The 22,112-nt window shown below is 57.4% G+C and carries 16 protein-coding genes and 3 pseudogenes; 12 read left to right on the top strand and 7 right to left on the bottom strand.

The annotated features are described in order from the left end of the window. Positions 1–181 precede the first annotated feature (181 nt). Positions 182–877, top strand: coding sequence for a pirin family protein (locus F6S08_RS17110; RefSeq protein ID WP_315872007.1), 696 nt, complete (start codon positions 182–184; stop codon positions 875–877). A 126-nt stretch (positions 878–1,003) separates the two neighbouring features. On the opposite strand, the gene pgm is transcribed toward F6S08_RS17110, so the two are convergent. The 4 genes and pseudogenes from pgm to F6S08_RS17090 form a co-directional block, all read right to left on the bottom strand. After that, a complete protein-coding gene (gene pgm / locus F6S08_RS17105; protein WP_065927598.1) occupies positions 1,004–2,647 on the bottom strand; it encodes a phosphoglucomutase (alpha-D-glucose-1,6-bisphosphate-dependent) in 1,644 nt (547 codons plus the stop codon). Positions 2,648–2,744: 97 nt separating this feature from the next. Beyond that, positions 2,745–4,152, bottom strand: a pseudogene (locus F6S08_RS17100) (PLP-dependent aminotransferase family protein). After that, the gene (locus tag F6S08_RS17095; protein WP_137211910.1) at positions 4,149–5,567 is read right to left on the bottom strand and encodes a hypothetical protein; all 1,419 of its coding nucleotides are present in this window, start codon (positions 5,565–5,567) and stop codon (positions 4,149–4,151) included. Before F6S08_RS17095 ends, F6S08_RS17100 begins: the two are co-directional and overlap by 4 nt. A 705-nt stretch (positions 5,568–6,272) precedes the next feature. Continuing rightward, positions 6,273–7,295 carry a zinc-dependent alcohol dehydrogenase family protein gene (locus F6S08_RS17090; RefSeq protein WP_027605764.1) on the bottom strand — a complete coding sequence of 341 codons (1,023 nt, stop codon included), beginning with the start codon at positions 7,293–7,295 and terminating at the stop codon, positions 6,273–6,275. A 268-nt stretch (positions 7,296–7,563) separates the two neighbouring features. Here F6S08_RS17090 and F6S08_RS17085 point away from each other — a divergent pair, with 268 nt between their 5' ends. From F6S08_RS17085 to F6S08_RS17060, 6 genes and pseudogenes are all read left to right on the top strand, one after another. Beyond that, positions 7,564–8,478: a LysR substrate-binding domain-containing protein gene (locus F6S08_RS17085; protein WP_137211909.1), complete on the top strand. Its 915-nt coding sequence runs from the start codon at positions 7,564–7,566 to the stop codon at positions 8,476–8,478. Between the two features lie 153 nt (positions 8,479–8,631). Continuing rightward, on the top strand, positions 8,632–9,906 hold the full coding sequence (locus F6S08_RS17080) for a tyrosine-type recombinase/integrase (protein WP_315872006.1): 1,275 nt from the start codon (positions 8,632–8,634) through the stop codon (positions 9,904–9,906). After that, positions 9,882–10,256 (top strand): annotated as a pseudogene (locus F6S08_RS17075) (topoisomerase DNA-binding C4 zinc finger domain-containing protein); the annotation flags it as partial. The gene F6S08_RS17080 and the pseudogene F6S08_RS17075, both read left to right, overlap by 25 nt. 1,196 nt (positions 10,257–11,452) lie before the next feature. After that, positions 11,453–13,072, top strand: a complete 1,620-nt coding sequence (locus tag F6S08_RS17070; RefSeq protein ID WP_315872005.1) for a methyl-accepting chemotaxis protein — start codon at positions 11,453–11,455, stop codon at positions 13,070–13,072. Between the two features lie 124 nt (positions 13,073–13,196). Further along, positions 13,197–13,374: pseudogene (locus F6S08_RS17065) on the top strand (IS5/IS1182 family transposase); the annotation flags it as partial. Between the two features lie 149 nt (positions 13,375–13,523). Further along, a complete protein-coding gene (locus tag F6S08_RS17060) occupies positions 13,524–14,567 on the top strand; it encodes a methyl-accepting chemotaxis protein (protein ID WP_315872004.1) in 1,044 nt (347 codons plus the stop codon). 669 nt (positions 14,568–15,236) lie between these two features. Here F6S08_RS17060 and F6S08_RS17055 read toward each other — a convergent pair. Then, positions 15,237–16,859: a PQQ-dependent sugar dehydrogenase gene (locus F6S08_RS17055; protein ID WP_315872003.1), complete on the bottom strand. Its 1,623-nt coding sequence runs from the start codon at positions 16,857–16,859 to the stop codon at positions 15,237–15,239. 35 nt (positions 16,860–16,894) lie between these two features. Next, complete coding sequence (locus F6S08_RS17050; protein WP_315872002.1) at positions 16,895–17,806, bottom strand: LysR family transcriptional regulator; 912 nt, start codon at positions 17,804–17,806, stop codon at positions 16,895–16,897. Positions 17,807–18,074: 268 nt separating this feature from the next. On the opposite strand from F6S08_RS17050, the gene F6S08_RS17045 reads away from it, so the two are divergent. The 3 genes from F6S08_RS17045 (at position 18,075) to F6S08_RS17035 (ending at position 19,442) form a co-directional block, all read left to right on the top strand. After that, complete coding sequence (locus tag F6S08_RS17045) at positions 18,075–18,335, top strand: hypothetical protein (protein ID WP_315872001.1); 261 nt, start codon at positions 18,075–18,077, stop codon at positions 18,333–18,335. Then, positions 18,336–18,596, top strand: coding sequence for a hypothetical protein (locus tag F6S08_RS17040; protein ID WP_315872000.1), 261 nt, complete (start codon positions 18,336–18,338; stop codon positions 18,594–18,596). 204 nt (positions 18,597–18,800) lie between these two features. Then, the gene (locus F6S08_RS17035; RefSeq protein ID WP_315871999.1) at positions 18,801–19,442 is read left to right on the top strand and encodes an SDR family oxidoreductase; all 642 of its coding nucleotides are present in this window, start codon (positions 18,801–18,803) and stop codon (positions 19,440–19,442) included. A 345-nt stretch (positions 19,443–19,787) separates the two neighbouring features. Here the strand turns inward: F6S08_RS17035 and F6S08_RS31500 are convergent, their stop codons facing one another. Continuing rightward, positions 19,788–20,048: a LysR family transcriptional regulator gene (locus F6S08_RS31500; RefSeq protein WP_409999771.1), complete on the bottom strand. Its 261-nt coding sequence runs from the start codon at positions 20,046–20,048 to the stop codon at positions 19,788–19,790. A 772-nt stretch (positions 20,049–20,820) separates the two neighbouring features. Between F6S08_RS31500 and F6S08_RS17030 the strand changes: the two genes are divergently transcribed. After that, positions 20,821–21,234: a putative quinol monooxygenase gene (locus tag F6S08_RS17030; protein WP_315871998.1), complete on the top strand. Its 414-nt coding sequence runs from the start codon at positions 20,821–20,823 to the stop codon at positions 21,232–21,234. 39 nt (positions 21,235–21,273) lie between these two features. Then, positions 21,274–21,684 (top strand): DUF1330 domain-containing protein, encoded by a 411-nt coding sequence (locus F6S08_RS17025; protein WP_315871997.1) that lies wholly within the window; start codon positions 21,274–21,276, stop codon positions 21,682–21,684. The last annotated feature ends 428 nt before the right edge of the window (positions 21,685–22,112 follow it).

Genomic DNA, 22,112 nt, shown 5'->3' with positions numbered 1-22,112 from the left:
CATGGTCGCCGGAATCGGCGCTCAGTTCCAGCCAATTGCTTTACCGTCATGCAGTTAGGCGATGAAGTGAAAGTCAAAACGCCAGCAATCAATCTAATTCACCGATAGGAATCAGGCATTTTTTACGCTTTTTTTCGATCATGGGCTCACGGATCATAGGCGCCATCAACAGGAGACAATCATGCTTGAACTTCGACCTTTCAACGCCCTGGGCGGCGCCCACTATGGCTGGCTTGACGCCCATCACCACTTTTCATTTGCCGAATACCACGACCCCGAGCGTATGCATTGGGGCAACCTGCGGGTCTGGAACGACGACATCATCGCCCCCGGCACCGGCTTCCCGCAGCACGCCCATCGCGACATGGAGATCATTACCTATGTGCGTGAAGGCGCCATCAGCCACGCCGACAACCTGGGCAACAAGGGTCGCACCGAGGCCGGTGATGTGCAGGTGATGAGCGCAGGCACGGGGATCGCCCACAGCGAGTACAACCTGGAAGCCACGCCGACCAAGATCTTCCAGATCTGGATCATCCCGAACGAGGCCGGCCTGCCACCCTCCTGGGGCGCCAAGCCGTTTCCGAAAGGTGATCGCGAAGGGTTTGTGACCCTGGCCAGTGGCAAGGCCGGTGACAGCGAGAGCCTGCGCATCCGCGCGGATGCACGCCTGGTAGCGGCGAACCTGAAAGCCGGGGAAAGCGCGGAATACCGCTTGGACATTGGGCGTCGGGCTTATCTGGTACCGGCGACCGGCGTGATTGAGGTCAACGGCTTGCGTGCGCACGCTCGAGACGGTGTGGCGGTTGAGGATGAGCAAGTGTTGCGGGTAACGGCGGTTGAAGACAGTGAGATCGTGCTGGTCGATCTGGCCTGATCCAACGCTTTGGCCCAATAAACTATGGGAGAGGCTTGCCCTAATGCCAGTCAGTTAAGCGTACATCGCCTCCTACAAAAAGCCTTAACTGACTGGCATTAAGGCTTGCCCCCTCCCATATTGGGGTTATTCCGAGATAGCGCCGTCTACCAGCACCTGCGCCTCTTCCACCAGCTGCTTGAGGTGGTCCTCGCCAATGAAGCTCTCGGCGTAGATCTTGTAGATGTCCTCGGTACCCGACGGCCGCGCGGCAAACCAGCCGTTTTCGGTCATCACCTTCAACCCGCCGATCGCCTGGTTATTGCCTGGCGCATGGCTGAGGATCTGCTGGATGCTTTCGCCTGCAAGCTCGGTGGAAGTCACCTGTTGCGGCGACAGCTTGCCCAGCAAGGCTTTTTGCGCCGGGGTGGCCTTGGCGTCGACACGAATGGCGAACGGCTCGCCCAAGGCATCGGTGAGACCACGGTAGATCTGGCTCGGGTCCTGGCCTTTGCGCGAGGTCATTTCCGCCGCCAGCAAGGCCGGGATCAGGCCGTCCTTGTCGGTGCTCCACACCGTGCCATCCTTGCGCAGGAACGACGCCCCGGCGCTTTCTTCGCCGCCAAAGCCCAATGAACCCTCGAACAGGCCATCGGCAAACCACTTGAAGCCCACAGGCACTTCATAGAGACGACGACCGATGCGCGCGGCCACGCGATCGATCAGGCCGCTGCTGACCACGGTCTTGCCCACGGCCGCATCGGCGCGCCAGTCTGGACGGTTCTGGAACAGGTAGTCGATGGACACCGCCAGGTAGTTGTTCGGCGCCAACAGGCCGCCGGACGGGGTCACGATGCCATGACGGTCGTGGTCCGGGTCGCAGGCGAAGGCCACGTCGAAGCGTTCCTTGAGACCGATCAGGCCTTGCATGGCGTAGCTGGAGGACGGGTCCATGCGGATCTGGCCGTCCCAGTCGACGCTCATGAAGCGGAACGTGGCGTCGACTTCAGTGTTCACCACCTCCAGGTTCAGTCGATAGTGCTCGGCAATCGCCGACCAGTAGCGCACCCCTGCTCCGCCCAGCGGGTCCACGCCCAGGCGCAGGCCGGCGCTGCGGATGGCGTCCATGTCGATCACGTTGATCAGGTCGGCCACGTAGCTGTTGAGGTAGTCATGGCGATGGGTGGTGTCGGCCTTGAGCGCCTGGGCATGGGTGATGCGCTTGACCCCCGCCAGTTTATTGGCCAGCAGCTCGTTGGCCTTGGCTTCGATCCACTTGGTGACGTGGGTATCGGCCGGGCCGCCGTTGGGCGGGTTGTACTTGTAGCCACCACTTTGCGGCGGGTTGTGGGACGGCGTGATAACGATGCCGTCGGCCAGGCCGCTGGTACGGCCACGGTTGTAGCAGATGATGGCGTGGGAAATTGCCGGGGTTGGCGTGTATTCATCGCCTTCGGCGAGCATCACGTGCACACCATTGGCGGCCAACACTTCCAGCGCGCTTGCACCGGCCGGGGTCGACAGTGCATGGGTATCCAGGCCAACGAACAGCGGGCCGTTGATGCCTTGGGCTTCGCGATACAGGCAGATGGCCTGGCTGATGGCAAGCACATGCCATTCGTTGAAGCTCAGTTCGAACGAGCTGCCACGGTGCCCGGAGGTACCAAAGGCTACGCGCTGGGTAGAGATCGCTGCATCAGGCTGGCCGGTGTAATAGGCCGTGACCAGTCGCGGGATATCCACCAGCAACTGGGCCGGCGCCGGCTTGCCCGCAAAAGGACTGATTGTCATGCATAAACCTCGGATAGAAGGATTCGGAAAAAATGCCAGTTTACTGAGAGTTGGACTGCTGCGCGATGGTATCGATCCTACATCGTTAAGAGAAATTTCACCCAGTCTGCGCCTGGCGCAACGCGTCGCTCAATGCTTCCAGGGCAATATCCAGATTGGGCTGCCCGTGGAAGGTGTGACTCACGCGCAGGTGCTGCTGGTGCAAGCCACTGACACTGAACAGCTCCCCCGGGGGCGATCACCACTTGCCGTGCCAGCAGGCGCTGAAATGCCTGGCGCATGTCTACGGCCCGGGTGGAGGCCAGCCAGAACGCGGCACCGGCGGCCGGCATCCGATAAGTCACCTGGTCGCCCAAGTGCTGTTCCAGGCGCTGGCTCATGTGCGCCGCCTGCTCGCTCAAGCGTTGGCGCAGCGTGTGCAGGTGCTGGTCAATCCGCCCGCTTTGGTACAAACGGGCAATCGCGCGCTGACGGATCGACGATAAACGGAATGAGCGCAGCAGGAACTGACGCTGCAACTCATTGCTCATGCGCCGGCACAGCAGGTAGCCGTAGGGGGCTTCCGAGCCGAGCACTTTCTCGAACGAAGAAAACACGATCAGCCGCTCAGGGTTCACCCGTTCACGCAATGCGGTGTGGGGGGCTTCAAAACCCAGCTCGCCAAAGGTGTCGTTTTCAAGCAACCAACAACCGGACTGCTCCAGCAGGTGTGCCACGTCGAGACGCTCGTCGATTGACATGGCCACCCCGCTGGGCAGGCTGACGGAAGACGAGAGCAACACCAGATGCACAGGCTCATCACGCAACAGCTTCCCCAGCACAGTTCGATCCAGGCGACCCTCCAGCGTCCAGGGCAACTCGATGATGCGCACCCCGGCGTCCTGCAACAGGCGCAGGATCAACCAGTCGCAGGGCGACTCGACAATCACGGTGGTGCCCCGCAGGCCCAGCACTTCGATCAGGATGTCCAACACGCCGCGCAGGTCGGCGCCGATGTACACGTCGTCGGCATGCCAGCAGCGCGTGGGCGACGAGGTATAGCGCGCGGCCAGGGCTGCGCGTAATTCCCATACACCGCAGGGCTGGGACCAGGGCTGCAAATGCGACGGGTACTGGCGCACCAGTTCCCGCTCGAGCCGCAGCAGTGTTTCATCCAGGGAGCCCAGCAATGCCGGCTCGTCACCACTGAGTACCAGCATGCCGGGGCGCCGGGCCGCCGCGTAGAGGCGATCAAGCAGGCCCCCGCCGGCCCACGCCAGCGGGTTTGCCGACATCGGCCAGGCGTAATAGCCGGATTTGGCCACCGAATACACCCTGCCCTCCTTCTCCAGCAGCGCATAGGCGTACTGGATCGTCGAAATGGACACGTTCAGGCGTCCGGCCAACTGCCGTAACGACGGCAGTTTTACCCGGGTGTCGGTACTGACCTCGTTGATCAGGCTGATCATGTAGCGATAGACCGCCTGATACGCGAAATCCGCCTGACGCTCGCCGCGCAGCGTCATCGCCCGAACAATGGCACGGCCTGCGCGGCGCCCTGGGCCGCAGCGGCGCGACACATGCCGTTTTCTCTGGCCAGCGGCCGTTTGCGGTACAGGTGCTGCAACAAGGGCATCGGCAAACCGCTGGTGTCCGTTACCCACTGCTGCAGCATTTCGGCGGAACCGTTGCCCTGGAGGACTTTGTGCAACTCAGGCAACGCCACCAGCATGCCCGGGTGACATTGGCGCAGATAACCTTCCAGTCGCTCTCCGTGATGAACAAAGGGTGAAAACAGCAGGCAGGTCAGTTGGGTCTCATCCAAGCCGAAGAACTCCTGGGCGTAGGTACTCCAGAGCATGCGCCCTTCGCGGGTCCCGGCCTGAACGAGCAAGTCGTCGGGCATGCGCAGACGGCGCATGTACGCGGCGGCCTGCTGGACAAAACCTTCGACGCCTTCCTCATAATCCAGCGCACGCAGGCATTCGGCCTGCAACCCACGTAGATGAGCCATCAGCAACGGATTGGAATAGGCCGGATGGCTGAAGTGAAAGCCCAGTGGATCGGGAGCGTAGGCCATGAACTCGGTCAGCAGGGAGGTCGACGCGATGTCGACATCTTCCAGCAGGTCGGCGATGCCGATGTAGGCCAAGTGACGATGCCCCGCCGTGCTGGGGTTATCACTGGCCACGTAATGCTCACCGAACACATCCTGGAAATAACCGGTGCTCCACTCGTCCATGTGGGCGAACAACGCGTTGAGCGACAGCGGATGGCCCTTGGGAACATGGACGCCTGCGCCCTGGGCGGTTTTCTTGAGCCAGGCGAGAAACTGACTCTGCCTACGCGGGGAGTCACCACTGACCAGCGCATGGACGCCGCCATTGCACGTGGTGACACGCTGGTAAAAATCACCGACGGCCAGGTAAGTGTCGTTGCACAGGGTGGCGCGGCAGTCCCCGGCACTCACATGGCCCACCATCAACATATTGCGCTGGCTGATCTTTCGCCCGATCGCTGAGACCGGACGCTGGTGATTGAAGGGTTGTACCTCCTGGTTTTCCACCATCAACAACTCGACACGCGGGTCATCGTGGAGAAACAGCCGGCCGTAGCCGCGATTCAGGGTATCGAGCTGCCCCTCGGTCATGCCCGCGTGCCGTAGCGTCGCGACCCTCAGTTGAAAGGTACGTGGCGCGCGACCGGCAATGGTCAGTTGAGCCGCTCGGAGCAGCGCCAGGGTATAGCTGCTGACTTCACCGCCACCGTGGGCCACCAGTACCTTGAAATCCCCCACCTGCTCCATCCCGCCTGCCGCGACAATGATTCGCTGGACCAGTAACTGGAGAGCGGTACGTCCCGCGCGATTGAAGTGCCCGATCAGACGTTGCAGAACTTGCTGGTAAACATGATTCATAGCCTGTTCGTGAATAGTGCTCATAGTTCTACTACCCGAGTTGAAATATCAGTTTCAAGCAACTGCTGACAGTGTTTGCTTGACCTATTTTGCGTGTAGGAAAATCGCGCCTCGCATTGTGCGCCGATGATTAGACACTAGCACCACGCAACAAAACGACAGGGATTGCCGGGAAGCATTTTTTACCCGTACAAGCGCATAACCTAATGAAAATACTGGTAAAAATTTCTAAAAGGTTAGCCTTAGGAGTCTTCCGACAAGGTCCTACGCGTTTTTAACCAGCCTTTTAAAGAAGTGTCCGACAATAGGCTCAAACAACTTTTCCATTTGCATGGCCGGTACGCTTTATGAAAGTACCTGTCTTGCTGAGTACACCTGTGGGCCGCGTCGATAGTTCGAGCAACTATCAGCAGCCGAGTCATGGATTCAATCATTGCTCAGTCCTTGAGATGAAAGTGAAGGCGCAATTATCAGTGTTGGAATAATGATTAATAGATACAGAAGCGGGCCGAAAACCAGTTCAGATGAACAACCGATGTCGCGTAAAAGGTGCACATGCAACGACGCCGCACTGGGATTCAGGGCGGCGTCAGGGAGAGAGGGCCGGATTTGTGGGCTGAAAGTACCAGGTCGGCAGCTTCTGGAGCGGGCGGGTTAAGCCCTGTCAAATGGCGCATTTGCCCCATTCACTCAGGCGTCGGAGTACTCATTTACGAATACTCCTACAGCTCAAACAGCCGCAACCTGCAACGCAACCCGCTCGCGGCACGGGCATTCATCCATGTAACGGTGGGCTTCGACAAACTGATTGAACGGAAACACCGTGGTTTTCAGGGGCACGAGCACACGATCGGCGGTCAGTTGGTTGATGTCACGCAACGCACGCTGCAACGCCACCTGATCCTGGATGATGCCCAGCTCCGGCTTGCCGGTGAAGTTGCCGATACAGTGCACGAAGAACTGAATGTTCTTCTGGAACGCCGCGCACGCCGGGAACGGTGTCTGGTTACCGCCCTGCAAGCCATACAGCACCAGGCTGCCACGGGGCGCCAGCACATCACCGAGCAACGACATCTGCGGGCCACCCAAGCCATCGAACACCACGTCGACACCGCGGTTGTCGGTGAACTTGTTGATTTGCATCAGCAGGTCCTGTTCCTCGGTGACAATGACTTTTTCTGCGCCCAGAGAAAGCAGGTACTCGCGCTCAGCGCTGTCCTTGGTGGCGGCAATCACCCGCACACCCAGGGCCTTGCCCAGTTGCACAAACGAAGGGCCGGCACAGTGGCTGGCGTCAGTCACCAGGGCAAACTGCCCGGGCTTGACCCGTGCCAGGTCCACATACGCAAAGTAGGCAATCAGCAGCGGCGTGTAGTGCACGCTGGCCTCGATGGGGCTCAGGACGTCCGGATAGCGGGTCAGGGCCGAACGGGGCAGGACGATCTGCTCGCCATACACCGGGTAATCATTGGGGCTCTCGGCCGGAAAACTGGCCACTTTATCGCCCACTGCCAAGTCATCCACGCCCTCGCCCAAGGCTACGACCACCCCGGCCATCTCATGGCCAAGGCCGGATGGAAGGCGTGCGTGGGAAGACGCCAGGTTCTGGCGCCACAAAATGTCATACCAGCTGATGCCAATCGCCTCGACACGGACCTGCACTTCGCCCGGTGCGGGCTGCGCGGCTGCATGCTCTTCGCACTTGAGCACCTCGGCCGGACCAAACTTGTGAAAACGGATCGTGCGGGACATCGCAAACCTCGTCAAAGTAACCTCTATTGCCATGAACTCTATCTGGGCTTTCCGGCTAAGACCACCGGTCGCCGTTAATAGTCGACATGTCTGTCATTGATTCCGCATCTGAGGAATAGACCTCAAGTATCGTAGGAAAACTCAATTAGCCGGTGCAGAGTACCAGCCTTTCCCCGTAAGATTCATACCGGTCACGCGTCTGAATGGACCTTCAGGGCTCTTATATGGCCGCTCTCGTCAAGTAAAGCTGACTCTTCCAGGACACAAGATGAACCGTAACGACCTGCGTCGTGTCGACCTTAACCTCTTGATCGTATTCGAAACCTTGATGCATGAGCGCAGTGTGACCCGCGCTGCCGAGAAATTGTTCCTTGGCCAGCCGGCCATCAGCGCAGCGTTATCGCGCTTGCGCGGGCTGTTCGATGACCCGTTGTTCGTACGCACCGGGCGCAGCATGGAACCCTCGGCCCGCGCCGTGGAAATCTTCGCCCTGCTCTCCCCGGCCCTGGACTCGATTTCCACCGCCGTCAGCCGCGCCGCCGAGTTCGACCCGGCCACCAGCACCGCGGTGTTCCGCATCGGCCTGTCCGACGATGTCGAATTCGCCCTGCTGCCCCAACTGCTCAAACGTCTGCGCGCCGAAGCCCCCGGCATCGTACTGGTGGTGCGCCGCGTCAACTACATCCTGATGCCCGGCCTGCTCGCCTCCGGCGAAATTTCCATCGGCGTCAGCTACACCGCCGACCTGCCGGCCAACGCCAAGCGCAAAGTACTGCGCCGCAGCCTGCCGAAACTGCTGCGCGCCGACAGCGTGCCGGGCGCCCTGAGCCTCGACGACTTCTGCGCCCGCCCCCACGCCCTGGTGTCGTTCGCCGGCGACTTGAGCGGGTTTATCGATGAAGAGTTGGAAAAGCTCGACCGCAAGCGCCATGTGGTGCTCGCAGTACCGCAGTTCAACGGCCTGGGGACGTTGCTGGCAGGCACCGACATTGTTGCCATCGTGCCGGACTACGCGGCCGAAGCACTGACGGCCGCGGGAGGCTTGCGTGCAGAAGAACCGCCATTGCCGGTGCGCACGTTCGAATTGCACATGGCGTGGCGTGGGTCGCAGGACAATGATCCGGGGGAGCGGTGGTTGAGGTCGCGGATTCAGATGTTTTTCGGGGACCCCGATAGTCTGTAGTGGAATTCCACTAAATTCCAAAAAATAGTTTAAGAACAAATAGTTATTGATCGTTTCAGTCTGCTGCCGTCTGTCGAAATCCAGTGGATTCCACGCCCCCTGGGGGCATAATTGGGGGCAAATTTCGGTTCCTTAAAAAGGATGCCCCCACCGATGCCCCCAGATAATGCGGTTGTTTTCAGACGAAAACTCAGCGACGCCTTTATCCGCTCGCTGACCGCGCCCGGCAAACACGCCGATGGCGAAGTCCCTGGGCTCTACTTGGAAGTAAGGGCGTCGAGCAAGTTCGGCAAACCCCCTTCCAAGGTTTGGCGATTGAAGTATCGGCTGCATGGCAAGGAAAATCGCTTCTCCATCGGCGCTTACCCCGACATTGGTCTCAAGGAGGCGCGCGACATTGCCCGCAGCGCACGCCGCGACGTGGCTAACCACATCGCTCCGCTAAAGGCCAAGACCGCCAAAATCGAAGCGCAATTGCTCAATGAAGAGCGCACATTCGCGTACGTGGCCGAGCAATGGTTGGCATTCAAGTCTGCCGAATTGGTGACCAAATCCATCTCGGGATTTACCGGAGCGCTTAACAACCACATCTTGCCTGCCATTGGCAAAAAACCGATCAGCGAGATCAAGTTAGAGCACATCACCACAATCATTACCGAGTTGCGTCGCCAGCGCACCATGGCCATGGCTCGGCGCGTGCGCACTATCATCCGTGCCGTCCTGGGCTTTGCCGAGGGGCGCGGCTGGGTGGAACGCAATGTAGCGCTCAGCAACATTGAGGAGTTGAAGATCCGCCATGTCGTGACCAGCAACCCAGCGATCGAAAGGCCGGCCGACCTGGGCAGGTTTTTGCTGCGACTGGATGGCTGCAACGACGGCAGCGTTGCCGCCGCAATGCGCTTGCTGGTCATGTTGCCGGTCCGCCCAGGCGAACTGGTGCAAATGCGTTGGGAAGATGTCGACTTGGTGGGTGCCGATTGGCGTTATGTGGTGAGCAAGACCAAGCATCTGGACAAGAGCAAACACATCGTGCCGTTGCCTGAACAAGCCTTGGTTCTGTTACGCGAGCTACATAAAACCCGCGTGGTGGATGAAGAAGGCAAAGGCTGGGTGTTCGTCTCGCCGGTCTATCCGGGACGTCCTATAAACCCGACCTCCATGCTCAAGTCCTTTCAGCGCATCTGGCCGGAGTACGACATCACCGCGCACGGCTTTCGCGCCACCTACCGGACCATCGCACACGAGCACTTGGGTATTGATCCAATTGTGCTCGAATTGTCGTTATCTCACCGGATGCCAGGTGCACTGGGGGCTGTGTATGCCCGCGCACAATTACTAGTGCAACGCCGAGAGGCGGCGCAACAATGGGCAAACTACCTAGACCAGTTGCGGCAAAACGCTGCGCGCGTGACGCAGCCTTTACTCTGATCGGCGCGATGCCGGCGGCAATTGCCGATCCAGGCACCACCTATGTCTGGGAACAAGCACTCGACATGATCGAAGCCGGCCAGCTCACGCTGGACGTGTTCATCGACAAGCAGGCCGCATGGATTCACAGTTGATCGCGCAGTATGGTAGCGTGTCCTTGTCCAACAAGGTTTCTCAAGGGGCCGACATGCCCGCAGTGTGGCGTACCGCCCCGCCAGCGCAGCGGAAAAAGCGGCCCGTTCTGGTCGTGCACTCGTTACCCTGACTGCAAGGGCACGCTGCCAGTCGAATCCGGTACATCTAAGCGCGCAGCCTCAGGTCCGCGCTATGGCGGCCGCAAAGGCTCCTGATCTACCCCCATCCCGCATGGGCCGTGCTCGCCCTCGGCGGCATGGCTCGTATCCAGCACCCTGCGGGACGCCCAGCGCGCAACGCGTTCTTGAACCGTGTGCGCGTCCCGCCCAGCCGAGCCCAGCCGCAGGCCTGAAGGTAACTCCTCCACGGATTGCGCCACGCGCGCGCTCCTGATCTTCGTTTCTTCCGCCCATAGCGAAGGTCTCCCAATGGCTTGCCTACTACGCAAGCCATCGGGATGTCCCTTGCGGTCAGCGGTATTCGGTGCCGGTGCCCGTCGACGCAAAAACGGGTTCCCTTTGTGCGCGGATGTGCGCCAGTCGATGCCGGCCCCAGCCACACATGGGCCGGGTGTGGTTGCTGACAGCGGACGGTTCTGGCGCCGATGGGCCTGCCAAGCAGCCCACGGGTGGTTTCTTCTTTCCTCCCGAGCCAAGAGCTATGGGTCCTTCGGCGCTTTTCTGCTGCCCATGAATGCACACAGGTTCCATACCACAGTAAGTCGGCTACCACGGACGCGACGCGCCACAAGGCGCGCGACGATCCCATGGCGCCTTGCACTAGCTAGGCCAAGTACCTTCTGCTCTTCTAGTGTCCGCATGGGGCAATCCCGATCGCCTCAGCAACGAGCTTCCGCAGCGGCCGTGCTTGCACGCGACCTTCTGGAAAACTCCGGGTACCATTCAAAAAATCAAGAGATTCCGTACGGAGTCTCGGTTGTCACGGTCAATCCAGGCGCGCGCTTAGCGGCCAAGTGAACAACTTGCTTTCAAACGGCGTGCAACACTAGCGCGGAAGTTCGTATTCAGTATCGACACCTTTCAGAACTTGGGTCTTGACGCAGCGGGTGGAATGAACATGCCTGTCGGGATTGGATTTAGGCAATTACATAGTGCCGTAATAATACGGCTGTACAATCGGGATGTATTTCTCAGCAAGAGAAAAGAATAAATCCTTTATTTTATCTAATAAATTAAGCGTAAAAAACATCTTGCAAATACAAATCCCAAGCTAAAAATTCATACTTAAAATATGAAGCATGCCAGCACAAAAGCGCTTTAACCTAATCAGCATACCCTCACTGAGGATAAAGATACGGCAGCCTTACTGACCTTGGCGTCCGTAAAACCTTCCTTAAAGGTTATGGGTTGCGTGCCGATACAGCATTAGTCAAATACAGTAGGCAATTACCATGTTACGCAAGATGCGCACCGCCCAACGAACTTTAGTATGTTTTGGCTTGATGATTCTTATTCTAATTGGCTTGGGCACATTCAGTCTTGCGCAGATGGGAGAAATTCGTCGAACAGGACAGTCCATCGAGTTGGATGCAATGCCTAGTCAGGCACTGGCCAACGACTTGGGTTTGAATCTGGCTCGTCTGCGCGTGACGGCCTTGCAGGTGTATGCCTTTACCACTCCCGCTGATCAGGCGCTGAATGCTACTAACCTAGCTGTGCGCTACCCGGCGATTGATAAAAATCTGGCCGACTACGAGAAAATCGCTGAGTTGCCTGAAGAAAAACAGGCGCTGACAAAGCTTCGGGCAACGTACCAGGCATATCAGGCTGGGATCGCGCAAGTGGATGCAGCCATCAAAGCTGGTAAAGCCGAAGAGGCCACCGCTATCATGCGAACCATGGCATCTGCCGCTACCGTCATGAATGAGCAAACAGCAATCCTTGCCCGAGCCAATCAGGATCAGGCTGAAGACGCCGGGAAAGCTGCCTCTGGTACCTACGACAGTGCACGCTGGATCGTCATTGTCGCTATCTTCATGGCGACGCTGATCAGTCTGGTTCTGGCATGGCGTTTCAGCTCAAGCATCTTGCAGCCATTGCGCGACGCCGTGGTTGGCGCCCAGCGCATCGCTAACAACGACCTGACCGGTATTATCGAGGCAGCCGGCACCGACGAGGCTGCTCAGTTGCTCCAGGCGTTGGGCGTCATGCAGAGTAATCTGCGCGATACGCTGAGGGAGATCGAAACCTCGGCAAACCAACTGGCGACGTCGGCGGAGGAGATGAGTCAGGTCATGGTGGTCAGCACCAGGGGCATGAATCAGCAGAACGATGAGATTGAGCAAGCGGTCACGGCAGTGACTGAGATGAGCTCAGCTGTGGACGAGGTTGCCAGCAATGCGGTGGCCACCTCCGAAGCATCCAAGGCATCAACCCTGACGGCTAACCAGGGGCAGCTGCAGATTGGCGAAACCATCCGTTCGATCCAGGCCATGGTGGCTACAGTGACAAGCGCCTCCGAGCGGGCCGAGAACCTAGCTGAGCAAACTCGTAATATCAGCAAAGTGTTGGACGTTATTCGCGCCGTGGCTGAGCAGACCAACCTTCTGGCGCTCAACGCAGCGATAGAAGCCGCCCGCGCGGGTGAAGCCGGACGTGGGTTTGCGGTGGTAGCCGATGAGGTTCGCGCCTTGGCACACCGAACCGGCACCTCAACCCTGGAAATCGAGGCACTGATCTGCCTGATCCAAAAAGGCACCGAGGAAACCGTTGCCGCGTTGCAAATGAGCACCAGTCAGGCCGCTAGCACCATGACTCAGGCAGGGACGGCGGAGTCTGCACTGCAAAGCATCACCCAGTCTGTCAGCTTGATCAATGACCGAAATCTGGTGATTGCCACTGCTGCTGAGGAACAGGCGCAAGTGGCTCGTGAAGTGGATCGTAATTTGGTGCGCATTCGCGATCTTTCCACTCAAACCGCAGAAGGCGCTGCACAGACAACATTGGCAAGCAACGAATTGTCGACCCTCGCGACCAACTTGAATTCAATGATCAAACGTTTCAGAATCTGACCAGTCACAACTGCGCTTGATTCAATGTTGGTCGACAACAGTTATGATACAGAAGCTTTGTGCCGCTAAGGTCATAGCTATCGGTTGCAGCTATTCATCTCGTAGAAGGTAACCCAAGCCGGCTAGGCTATCTCATAGTCCGAAATATTGACAACGCAACATCATCGAACGCATGTTCGGCTGGCTGAAAGAAAATCGCAGCATCATTACGTGCGCAGATAAGTTCGCAACAGGTTGTGGCGACTGTCTCAATGGCTGGTGCGATACGATGTTTGCGACAATATTTTTCGTACAAAATCTAATAACCCAGCAAAGCCATCAGAATTTGTAGGTGACACGGTCCAACCCCTTGAACTTCAGAGCAGTTACAGCCCACTTTTTTGGACGCTTCCTCCGCTCATTGGTAAGCAATTAACTGCCGCCACCTAAAACTTGTAAAGGCAGAATGAGAATGATCGAACCCGAACGGATCGTCTCCCTTTCACGGGAAGTAGAATCTCTGGCGAATCGTGGTGTCAGTGATATACATGCGATCACCCGCCAAACTCGATTGCTGGCAATCAATGCACTCATTGAAGCCGCACATGCAGGCAAGGCCGGGATGGGATTCTCGGTAGTGGCCGAGGAAGTCAAAAATATCTCCGAGCGTATCTCGAAAATTGCTAGCGGGTTGACCGAGGACTTGCAGGTTTCGATAAATGAACTGACAGCACTCGGCCGTGGCATGTGCTTTGATGTACGGGGGCAGCGATTAGCCGATCTGTCGCTAAACATGATCGAGATCATCGACCGAAACCTTTACGAGCGCACATGCGACGTACGTTGGTGGGCAACTGATGCAGCCCTGGTAGACGCGCTGACGAGTTACTCCACGGACGATTGCGCCCGCGCCTGCGAACGTCTGAGGATCATTCTCGACAGTTACACTGTTTACCTGGATATCTGGGTCGCTGACAAAAGTGGACGAATCTTGGCCTCGGGCCGACCGGAAGCCTTTGGCAGAGTCATCGGAGCCAATGTTGCAAAGGAGCCTTGGTTCATAAAAGCAATGCAGCACGCTTCAGGAAATCAGTATTTCGCTGGAGAAGTAACGGCAGAACCGCTTCTGAACAATTCGCATACCTGCACATTCAGTGCGGCTGTGCGCAGCAATGCAGATAAACAAACCCCGGTGATTGGCGTTATAGGAATTTTTTTCGACTGGACAAATCAAGCTAACTCGGTGCTTAACGGCGTGCGCTTGAGCGAGGATGAACGCTCTCGAAGTCGATTGATGATCATCGACGACAATCACGGGATAATTGCAAGCTCTGATAAACAGAATAAGTTGGGCGAACGCGTTGAGTTGCAGACTAAAGCTGGCCAATTGAGCGGTTACAGCATTCTTAGTAAAAACCTCATCCAGAGTTACTCGATAACGCCCGGGTTTGAAACCTATCTCGGTATGGGGTGGCGAGGCGTCATCGAACAGCACTTGCCCACAATTGACGAGTAACCCCTCCCCTCTCTAAAGCTATAGTATTCATCTACGCGTTGGAAAAGTATTGCTCGCTTACTCACGCTTAGGAGTAGCGTCTGCGGACGTCAAAAAAATTAGCATAACTCGGTGCGCACAACACAGGACTTTTCATGGTCTGCCCCGGAACTGATGGACAGTTAGTTAAGAGCTAAAATAGGTATTTCATCGCTCGGAATCCATCGGATAGAGGCATCCCAGCGTCAAGTGGCGACGGCGGTGAGTGTAAAAAAATGGGTGTAGTCCAATAGATCAATTTTCGCCTCGTGGCGAGTGATATAGCGCGTCAAATAGATCCGTTCGGCCTTCAGAAAGCGGAAGCAGTTTTCCATTACCGCATTTTCCAAACAATTTCCCGCCGCGAACGACTGGGCACGATACGATGCCGCCGAAGCAAGTCTTTAGTAGTCATAGACGCGATATTGGCTGCAACGAACGGGGTGTATCTACTTTTCTTTTTTGTGGCCGAGCATGGCGCATCTGATTATTTTGACCGCTGGGATCCGGGCCTTTGCTGGGGTGCATTAGGTCGGGTTTTTTAGGAATTGGCCAAGCTGCCTTCGTTCGCGCTCTCCATGGAGGCACGTGTCCAGCGATTGAGACGGCCCAATGATTGCCGTCCTCGGTTCGGAGAACACCGCACATCCTTCAGATCTTCCGGGATGACGGCGTCAGTCGCAGCAGCTTGGCATTGATCCCATCGGTAAGAACGTAGATCGAACCGTCGGGAGCCACTTTGACGTCACGCATCCGCTCGTTCAGATCGCCCAGCAGCAGTTGCTGACCCACGATCTGCCGTCCGTCACGTAGCACGCGGCGCACGCTCCGTTCCTTGAGTGCCGGGACCAGCAGGTCGCCGCGCCACTCAGGAAACAGCATGCCGTTATAGACCGCGAGACCAGCGGGTGCAATCGAAGGCGTCCACTCAAGAACCGCGTCTTGATACCCGTCCAGCTGGCGAAATGGCGTCACTTCCGCGAACGGGTAGTCGATACCTCCAGTTACGATAGGCCATCCATAGTTGCCGCCCGGTACGATACGGTTGATCTCATCACCACCACGCGCGCCGTGCTCGGTGATCAGCAGGTCGCCCGTTTCTGGATCGACAGCGATGCCTTGAGCATTGCGATGTCCCAGGCTGTAGATTTCTGGAGCTGCGCCGGGCTGCTGGGCGAAAGGATTGTCCGCCGGTGGCCGGCCCTCGCGGTCAATCCTGACCACGGTTCCCAGATGGTTAGCTGGGTTTTGCGCCTCCTCGCGCCGCTCGCTGCCGTCTCCCAGCGAAAGCACCAGGGTGCCGTCGCCCAGAAAGGCGATGCGTCCCCCGTTGTTGCCTGCACGTGCCTTGAGCGTGGAACTAAACAGTACGCGTACATCCTCGATCCTGTCGTCCGCCAATTTGGCCCGCACGAGGCGCGTGCCATTTGCGCCCGCTTTGCCGTAGCCCATCGTCAGGTAGATCCAGCCGTTCTGCTCGAACTGGGGGTCCAGTGCAACCTCCATCAACCCGATAACACCGCCTTGCTGAAAGAGAGGGGGCAGTCCATCGAGCGTAATCTCTGAGGACGAGCCATCGGAGGCGATGGCCAGCAATCGACCGCCCATCTCGGTGACGAGTGTGCGACCATCCGGAAGGAACGCTACCGACCACGGGCGATTCAGCCCCGTCGAGACGGTCTGGACTTTATAGCTCGCAGGATTGACCGCCTGCGGCTTGCTACCAACTCCTGGTGCCATGGCAAAAAAAAGGACTGCAGGAACGACCAAGAGTGCTAACACAACCGCCGTATGACGCCGCTGAACTCTTCGGCCTGTTGAATGAGCCGACATCCGGTAGGGCATGGTCAGGCCAGAATACAACGCGCCCCCCACGATACCTGTCAATGACATCAGCGCATGGCCGACAGCAGTCCGTGTTCCCGGTAACGCGGGCATGGGAATCACCGAACGCATCAGCCAAAACGCGAAACTCAGCGCACAAACACTAGTGGCGATGAAGACGAACCTGCGCCAGGCCGGCGAGACGAAGCGAAGCGACAGGTGCCCGAGCGCAACTGCGAGCAAGAGCGCCAGGGCCGTGATACCAACTATGACCGGCCCGAACCGTGCTAGGTCCACCAACGTTGTCCAGGCCCGAACGGTCACCGTGACCGGAGCGCCAAATTCAACGAGCTGGCCGAGATTGATCTGGGTCTGAACGATGCTGGCAATTGAGCCAGTCGCCACGGCGGCACCAAGAAACGCTGCGATGTACCGAGTTATGGACTTCATCCGACTCCTTCTCTTTCATTGACGGGCGGACGCTATCACCGCTTCTTTTCATCGGTCTCCCGCGAACGCAGCGCATCAAGCACCAACGAAAACGCGGATGATGGCTGCCGCCGGCTGGGGTAATAAAGGTAGTAGCCCTCGAAAGGTGCACACCAGTCATCCAGCACCCGGACGAGCCGTCCCTCTTCGATATGCGGGGCGAATTCTTCCTCTGGGAGAAAGGCGATCCCCAAGCCTTCCAGCGCCGCCTGAACGATATGCGGCGTACTATTTAGAGTGACCTGCCCCTGGACCCGAACATTCAACTGCTTTCCCTTACGACCGAACTCCCAGACGTACAGCCCGCCATGCGTGGGGAAGCGCAGGTTAATACAGCAGTGCCTGCTCAAGTCTTCAGGGTTTTTCGGTTTCGGATACTTGGCGAAGTAGTCCGGCGCGGCGACCGCGGCCATTCTCAGCTTCAGACCGATCGGCACCGCGATCATGTCCTTGTCGATGGTCCCCCCCAGACGCACGCCCGCGTCGAAACGATCGGCCACGATGTCTCTGAATCCATAGTTGACGTCGAACTCCACCTTGACGTCCGGATACAGGTGCAGCAGTGGCGCGAGTTTTGGCAAAAGCGTGGTCCTCAACACGTGATCACCACAGGTGATGCGCACCGTGCCGGCCGGCTTGTCGCGTAGTTCCAACAACTCATCCAGTTCGGCTTCGATTTCGTCGAAACGATGCCCGATGGCCTGCAACAGCCGCTCCCCGGCTGCCGTCGGCGACACGCTGCGCGTGGTGCGGGTCAGTAGGCGGATTTCCAGCTTAAGCTCCAAACCGCTGATGGCCTGGCTCAGCGCGGATTGAGTGACGCCCAGCAGCGCGGCAGCACGCGTAAAGCTGCCTTCGCGCGCGACCGTGACAAATGAGAGTAAATCGTTGAAGTTTCGTCTGGCCATGCCCTCAGCTTCCCACATTCCTTTGATTAGTAGAGCTAATAGCCCTCTTAAGCATTCATTAGCTATTCAGCCCACGCCACTCGCGAGAAAATTAGCCACATACCTATGAAAGGTCTGCGCGCGGGGCACCAAAAACCCACAAGCGGCTGTACGAGTTGAGACTCTCTACTTTTATGTCTTTCAACCAAGACTGCCAAGGACTCTTTCATGACAATCCAATTCGACTGCGCTGCAAAGGGCATTCCGATGACGGACAAGGCAAATCCCAATGAACAAACCATACGTCATCATCCATACGCTTACGTCGTTGGATGGACGGATCCATAACATCGATCTGCCGCAGTTCGACTCCGCAGCGCTTCAGTACGAGCAACTGGCCCTGCATGCAGACCAGCAGGTTTTCAACATCCAGCGCTATCTCAGCGGCCGCGTTACGACAGACGACAACACGTTCTATCATGAGCCCGATGTGAACGAATCGGCCGACCCGGTTCTCGAAGGCGATTTCGTCTCGCACGCAAAAGCTTAGATGTACTACGTCTCGATTGATCGGAGCGGCTGGCTAGGCTGGCAAGAGAATTTCGTCGATTACGGCACGCGCCGCGCGCATGTGGTCTCGGTGCTCACCGAGGGGGCCGGCAATGCGTACAAGTATCTGCTCAGGCGCCTGGGCATTTCCTATGTCATCGCAGGGCAGGATAGCCTGGACAATACTCTCGTTCTGCACAAGCTGGCCACGCTGTTCGGGATGGAACGTGTGATGATCGGTGGTGGCGGTGTGCTGAACTGAGCCTATCTGCGAGGCGGCCTAGTGGACGAGGTTAACATCCTGATGGCGCCTGTCACCGACGCATCTCCACAGGCTCCTGGCCTGTTCACGGCCAAAGAACCACTGACGTCGGTCCAGGCCACGCTCGTTCAAGCTGCTCGACGTGATACGGATGAAGGACAGCACGATGTGGCTCCGATACCAAATCAACAAAGGTGAACCTCTATGAAGAATGTCGTGATACTGGGTGCCAATGGGCATACATCCCGAGAAATCATCCCCCGCCTGCTGGAGCAGGAGGACGTGAAGCTGACGCTTTTCCTGCGCCGCGCTGATCGCCTGAAGAATATCAATAGCGATCGTGTCCGGGTGATCGAGGGTGATGCCTCTAAGCCCGATGCATTGAGAGAAGCCTTCCGGGGCCAGGACATCGTGATCAGCACGATGGGCGGCATGGATCTGGGCGAAAAGACCGAACTCGTGGTGGTAGTGATGGAGGAACTCAGCGTCCCCCGCCTCATCGCCATCAGCGCAGGCGGCATCTACGACGAACTACCCGAGCCGTTCAACTCATGGGACAAGGGCATAACGGGCTACACGCGGCCCGCTAATCTGAAGGCGGCCGAGGTGATCGAGGCTTCCTCCCTGAAATACACCATCCTGCGACCAGTCTGGCTGACTGACAAATCCGTCGAGGACTTTGAACTGACGCGCAAGGGGGAGACCTTCAAAGGCACGGAAACGTCGCGGGCGAGCATCGGTCGCTTAGTGGCGAACGTTGTGGCCGAGCCGACGCTGTACGCCAACGAGAACCTGGGAGTCAGTCAGCCCCATACCGAGGGAGACAGGCCAGCGGCCTATCGCTGAAAGGACAGTGCAAGGCTCACCGTCACGGCCTAGGCTGATGATCTTCTCAGCCCGTTAATGGCCGTGCTCGGTGGCTACGTACACATCCCCCACCGTGGCGTCTGCGCCCAGGACAATGCTACGGCGGCTACGATCTACACCTCCGGGGCTTCGGCATACTGAACGGCCGCCGCGGGTCGTTTTTCAATTCGAACCGCTTGCGCTACGGGGTGCGATTATCCAGTAGTGTGCACAGTACATTATCCCGTGGTTGTGAAACCCAGAACGCTCATGCCAACGACACGCCGCGCTGCTCGGCGGGCACTCTGGTTGGCATAAGCAACTCACCAACAAGTAAGGCAAATACTATGCAACTGACATCGAAATGGGCCAAGACCTTCGCCAAGAGCGACAAGGTGGACCATAAAAAATCACTTTCAATAAGGCATTTTCGTAGAAATCCAAGCCCGCTTGCGTCACCGTTACGCGCCGCGCGCTGCGATGGAGTAAGGGTACACCCAGGTCATTCTCAAGTATCGATACCTTGCGGCTGATAGTGCTGACCGGGACCCTCATATGTTTGACTGTGGAGGTAAAGCCACCACGTTCAACCACGCGTAAAAACATCCGGACTGCGTCGAAAACCATCATAGACCGCTACCACTATTCCAAATATGAGGAAACCTAATCCAGTTTTGCCTAATTATCCTATGGCGTGCGCCTGTTAACACTTTCGCTTATGAATAGAACCGCTGAAATCTCTCACTCCGCGCCTGCTATCGTCTTGGCCACTAAAGAAGACGGTGAATCGCACACCTCAGATCCAGCACCGATATGGCTGCTGGCGCTAATCACCACAGGCGGCTCTTGCCGATGCACATTTTCGTGCCCGCCTTACCGTGGTAAGCGCCGTGTGGGGTGTCAGTCCTACAATGGCGCAATTGACTTTAAGCATCTATGTACTCGGCCTGGCGGCAGCCATTGGCGAACCGAAGGTCTAACAGCGCTTGAGTCCTTGACGATGCGTCTTCGGACGGTTTGCTTTCAATCATCGGCGGCACTGCATTTGTCTGCGTTTCTTTGAAACGAATTCGTCCCGCCCGCAACCCTGTCGCAAACGGGTAACCACCATCCATGTTACAGATGACCCCGTAAACCACACGCCCGAACCAGTCGAATGACCGCCCGATGCAAGGCGATTCAGGATTGAATATCAGCCGAGAGGCGCCAGTTCACCGCGTCTTCGGGGACGGTACACCGTAAGGCACATAGCAGCGAAGCGGCACTCGCCGGATCGATCCCGAGCTGGAGAAATACCCGCAAGACCGATAACACCCTCGATGATTGAAACGTTAACCTAGGCGCAGCTATCAGCTCCATTGACCCAAGGAGATATCAGATGACGAAGAACAGAAACCGACTCCTGCCGGCAGTACTTTTCGCTGGCATGGCAGGTAGCCTCGGAGCAGATACTGTGCTGGCACAAGAGGCTTCCACGACCGTTGTACGCATTGCCGAATTGGTGATCGATCCGACACAGCTTGAAGCCTACAAGGTGGCCGTCAGGAAAGAGATGGAGGAATCCATCCGTGTTGAACCCGGCGTGCTCGCCATCTACTCAGTCGCGGAAAAGGGAAAGCCGAACAGTCTTCGTTTTTTCGAGATCTACGCCAGCGAAGAAGCCTATCGAGCACACATCGAATCCCCGCACTTCAAGAAATACGTAGCGATCACACAGCCAATGATCGTGTCGCGCAAGCTGATCGAAACACAGCCCATCCAACTCAGCGCCAAAGCGCTACAACCTGACTGACGACCAACGTCACCTCGATCTTGCGAAGGAGCATGACCCATGAAGTTGAATAACTGTGCATTTTATATGGCCGTCGCGACTGTAATCTTGGCCCTTGGCGCGCCCATTACCCAAGCTCAGACGCCGACTTCCTTGGCCCAGCAGGCTAAAGGAAGCGCCCCTGCCTACTATATTGCTGAATTCGAACTGACCGACCCGGAGGGAATCAAGCCATACCGGGAGCAGGTGGATGCCACGTTCGAGCGCTACAGCGGACGATACATAGTGCGTGCCTCCGGAGTGAGTCCGCTCGAAGGCAATCCACCAGATCATCGGTTGATCATCATCGAGTTCGATAGCCTTGAGCAGGCTCGTGCCTGGTACAACTCACCTGAGTACGCCAAGATCCGGCCCTTCCGGCAGCGATCAGGCCATACGAACGCCTATATCGTCGAAGGCGAGCCGAAATAGAAATGGGGAACGCCAGCAGCGTGCAGATCTGGAGACTTGGAAGATCTGCCGTGATCATTTTGATAGCGATCAGTTCTTGCGCGTAAAACAAGGAAAAACTTCATTCTGGACGTGTTTTGATGGGCATCAAGAGCACAAAAATCTAATCCAGGGCCCACCGCTCAATTGAATTGACGTGTTTATCACGTCAACACCACGCAGACCGCCCGAAGCTCGGATGGACTCACCGTTCACCCAATGCTAATCCAACTCTTGGCCGGTAGGTTCTCATTCCGAATTGCTTGAATTACAGAATTCGATTATCCAATAGCATGCATAGATGCTTGCAATTTCAAGCGATGTTTTGGGGTGGTGACAGGAATACATTAGTTGGCAAAGCTGATCCCGACGGGCGACGTCATTTGCGAAACATGTTCCCCATGGTTCGA

The sequence above is a fragment of the Pseudomonas sp. JV449 genome (assembly GCF_032424295.1).
GTDB classification, from domain to species: domain Bacteria; phylum Pseudomonadota; class Gammaproteobacteria; order Pseudomonadales; family Pseudomonadaceae; genus Aquipseudomonas; species Aquipseudomonas marginalis.
The sequence above is the reverse complement of the archived record's forward strand: the minus strand, read 5'-3'. Positions and strand labels throughout refer to the sequence as shown.

Coding starts and splice junctions, on each gene's coding strand:
- F6S08_RS17060 (WP_315872004.1), top strand. CDS start 13,524: ATGATCGAACCCGAACGGATCGTCTCCCTTTCACGGGAAGTAGAATCT.
- F6S08_RS17030 (WP_315871998.1), top strand. CDS start 20,821: ATGACGAAGAACAGAAACCGACTCCTGCCGGCAGTACTTTTCGCTGGC.
- F6S08_RS17055 (WP_315872003.1), bottom strand. CDS start 16,859: ATGAAGTCCATAACTCGGTACATCGCAGCGTTTCTTGGTGCCGCCGTG.
- F6S08_RS17025 (WP_315871997.1), top strand. CDS start 21,274: ATGAAGTTGAATAACTGTGCATTTTATATGGCCGTCGCGACTGTAATC.
- F6S08_RS17040 (WP_315872000.1), top strand. CDS start 18,336: ATGTACTACGTCTCGATTGATCGGAGCGGCTGGCTAGGCTGGCAAGAG.
- F6S08_RS17050 (WP_315872002.1), bottom strand. CDS start 17,806: ATGGCCAGACGAAACTTCAACGATTTACTCTCATTTGTCACGGTCGCG.
- F6S08_RS17080 (WP_315872006.1), top strand. CDS start 8,632: ATGCCCCCAGATAATGCGGTTGTTTTCAGACGAAAACTCAGCGACGCC.
- F6S08_RS17090 (WP_027605764.1), bottom strand. CDS start 7,295: ATGTCCCGCACGATCCGTTTTCACAAGTTTGGTCCGGCCGAGGTGCTC.
- F6S08_RS17070 (WP_315872005.1), top strand. CDS start 11,453: ATGTTACGCAAGATGCGCACCGCCCAACGAACTTTAGTATGTTTTGGC.
- F6S08_RS17095 (WP_137211910.1), bottom strand. CDS start 5,567: ATGAGCACTATTCACGAACAGGCTATGAATCATGTTTACCAGCAAGTT.
- F6S08_RS17045 (WP_315872001.1), top strand. CDS start 18,075: ATGAACAAACCATACGTCATCATCCATACGCTTACGTCGTTGGATGGA.
- F6S08_RS17085 (WP_137211909.1), top strand. CDS start 7,564: ATGAACCGTAACGACCTGCGTCGTGTCGACCTTAACCTCTTGATCGTA.
- F6S08_RS17110 (WP_315872007.1), top strand. CDS start 182: ATGCTTGAACTTCGACCTTTCAACGCCCTGGGCGGCGCCCACTATGGC.
- F6S08_RS17035 (WP_315871999.1), top strand. CDS start 18,801: ATGAAGAATGTCGTGATACTGGGTGCCAATGGGCATACATCCCGAGAA.
- F6S08_RS31500 (WP_409999771.1), bottom strand. CDS start 20,048: ATGTTTTTACGCGTGGTTGAACGTGGTGGCTTTACCTCCACAGTCAAA.
- pgm (WP_065927598.1), bottom strand. CDS start 2,647: ATGACAATCAGTCCTTTTGCGGGCAAGCCGGCGCCGGCCCAGTTGCTG.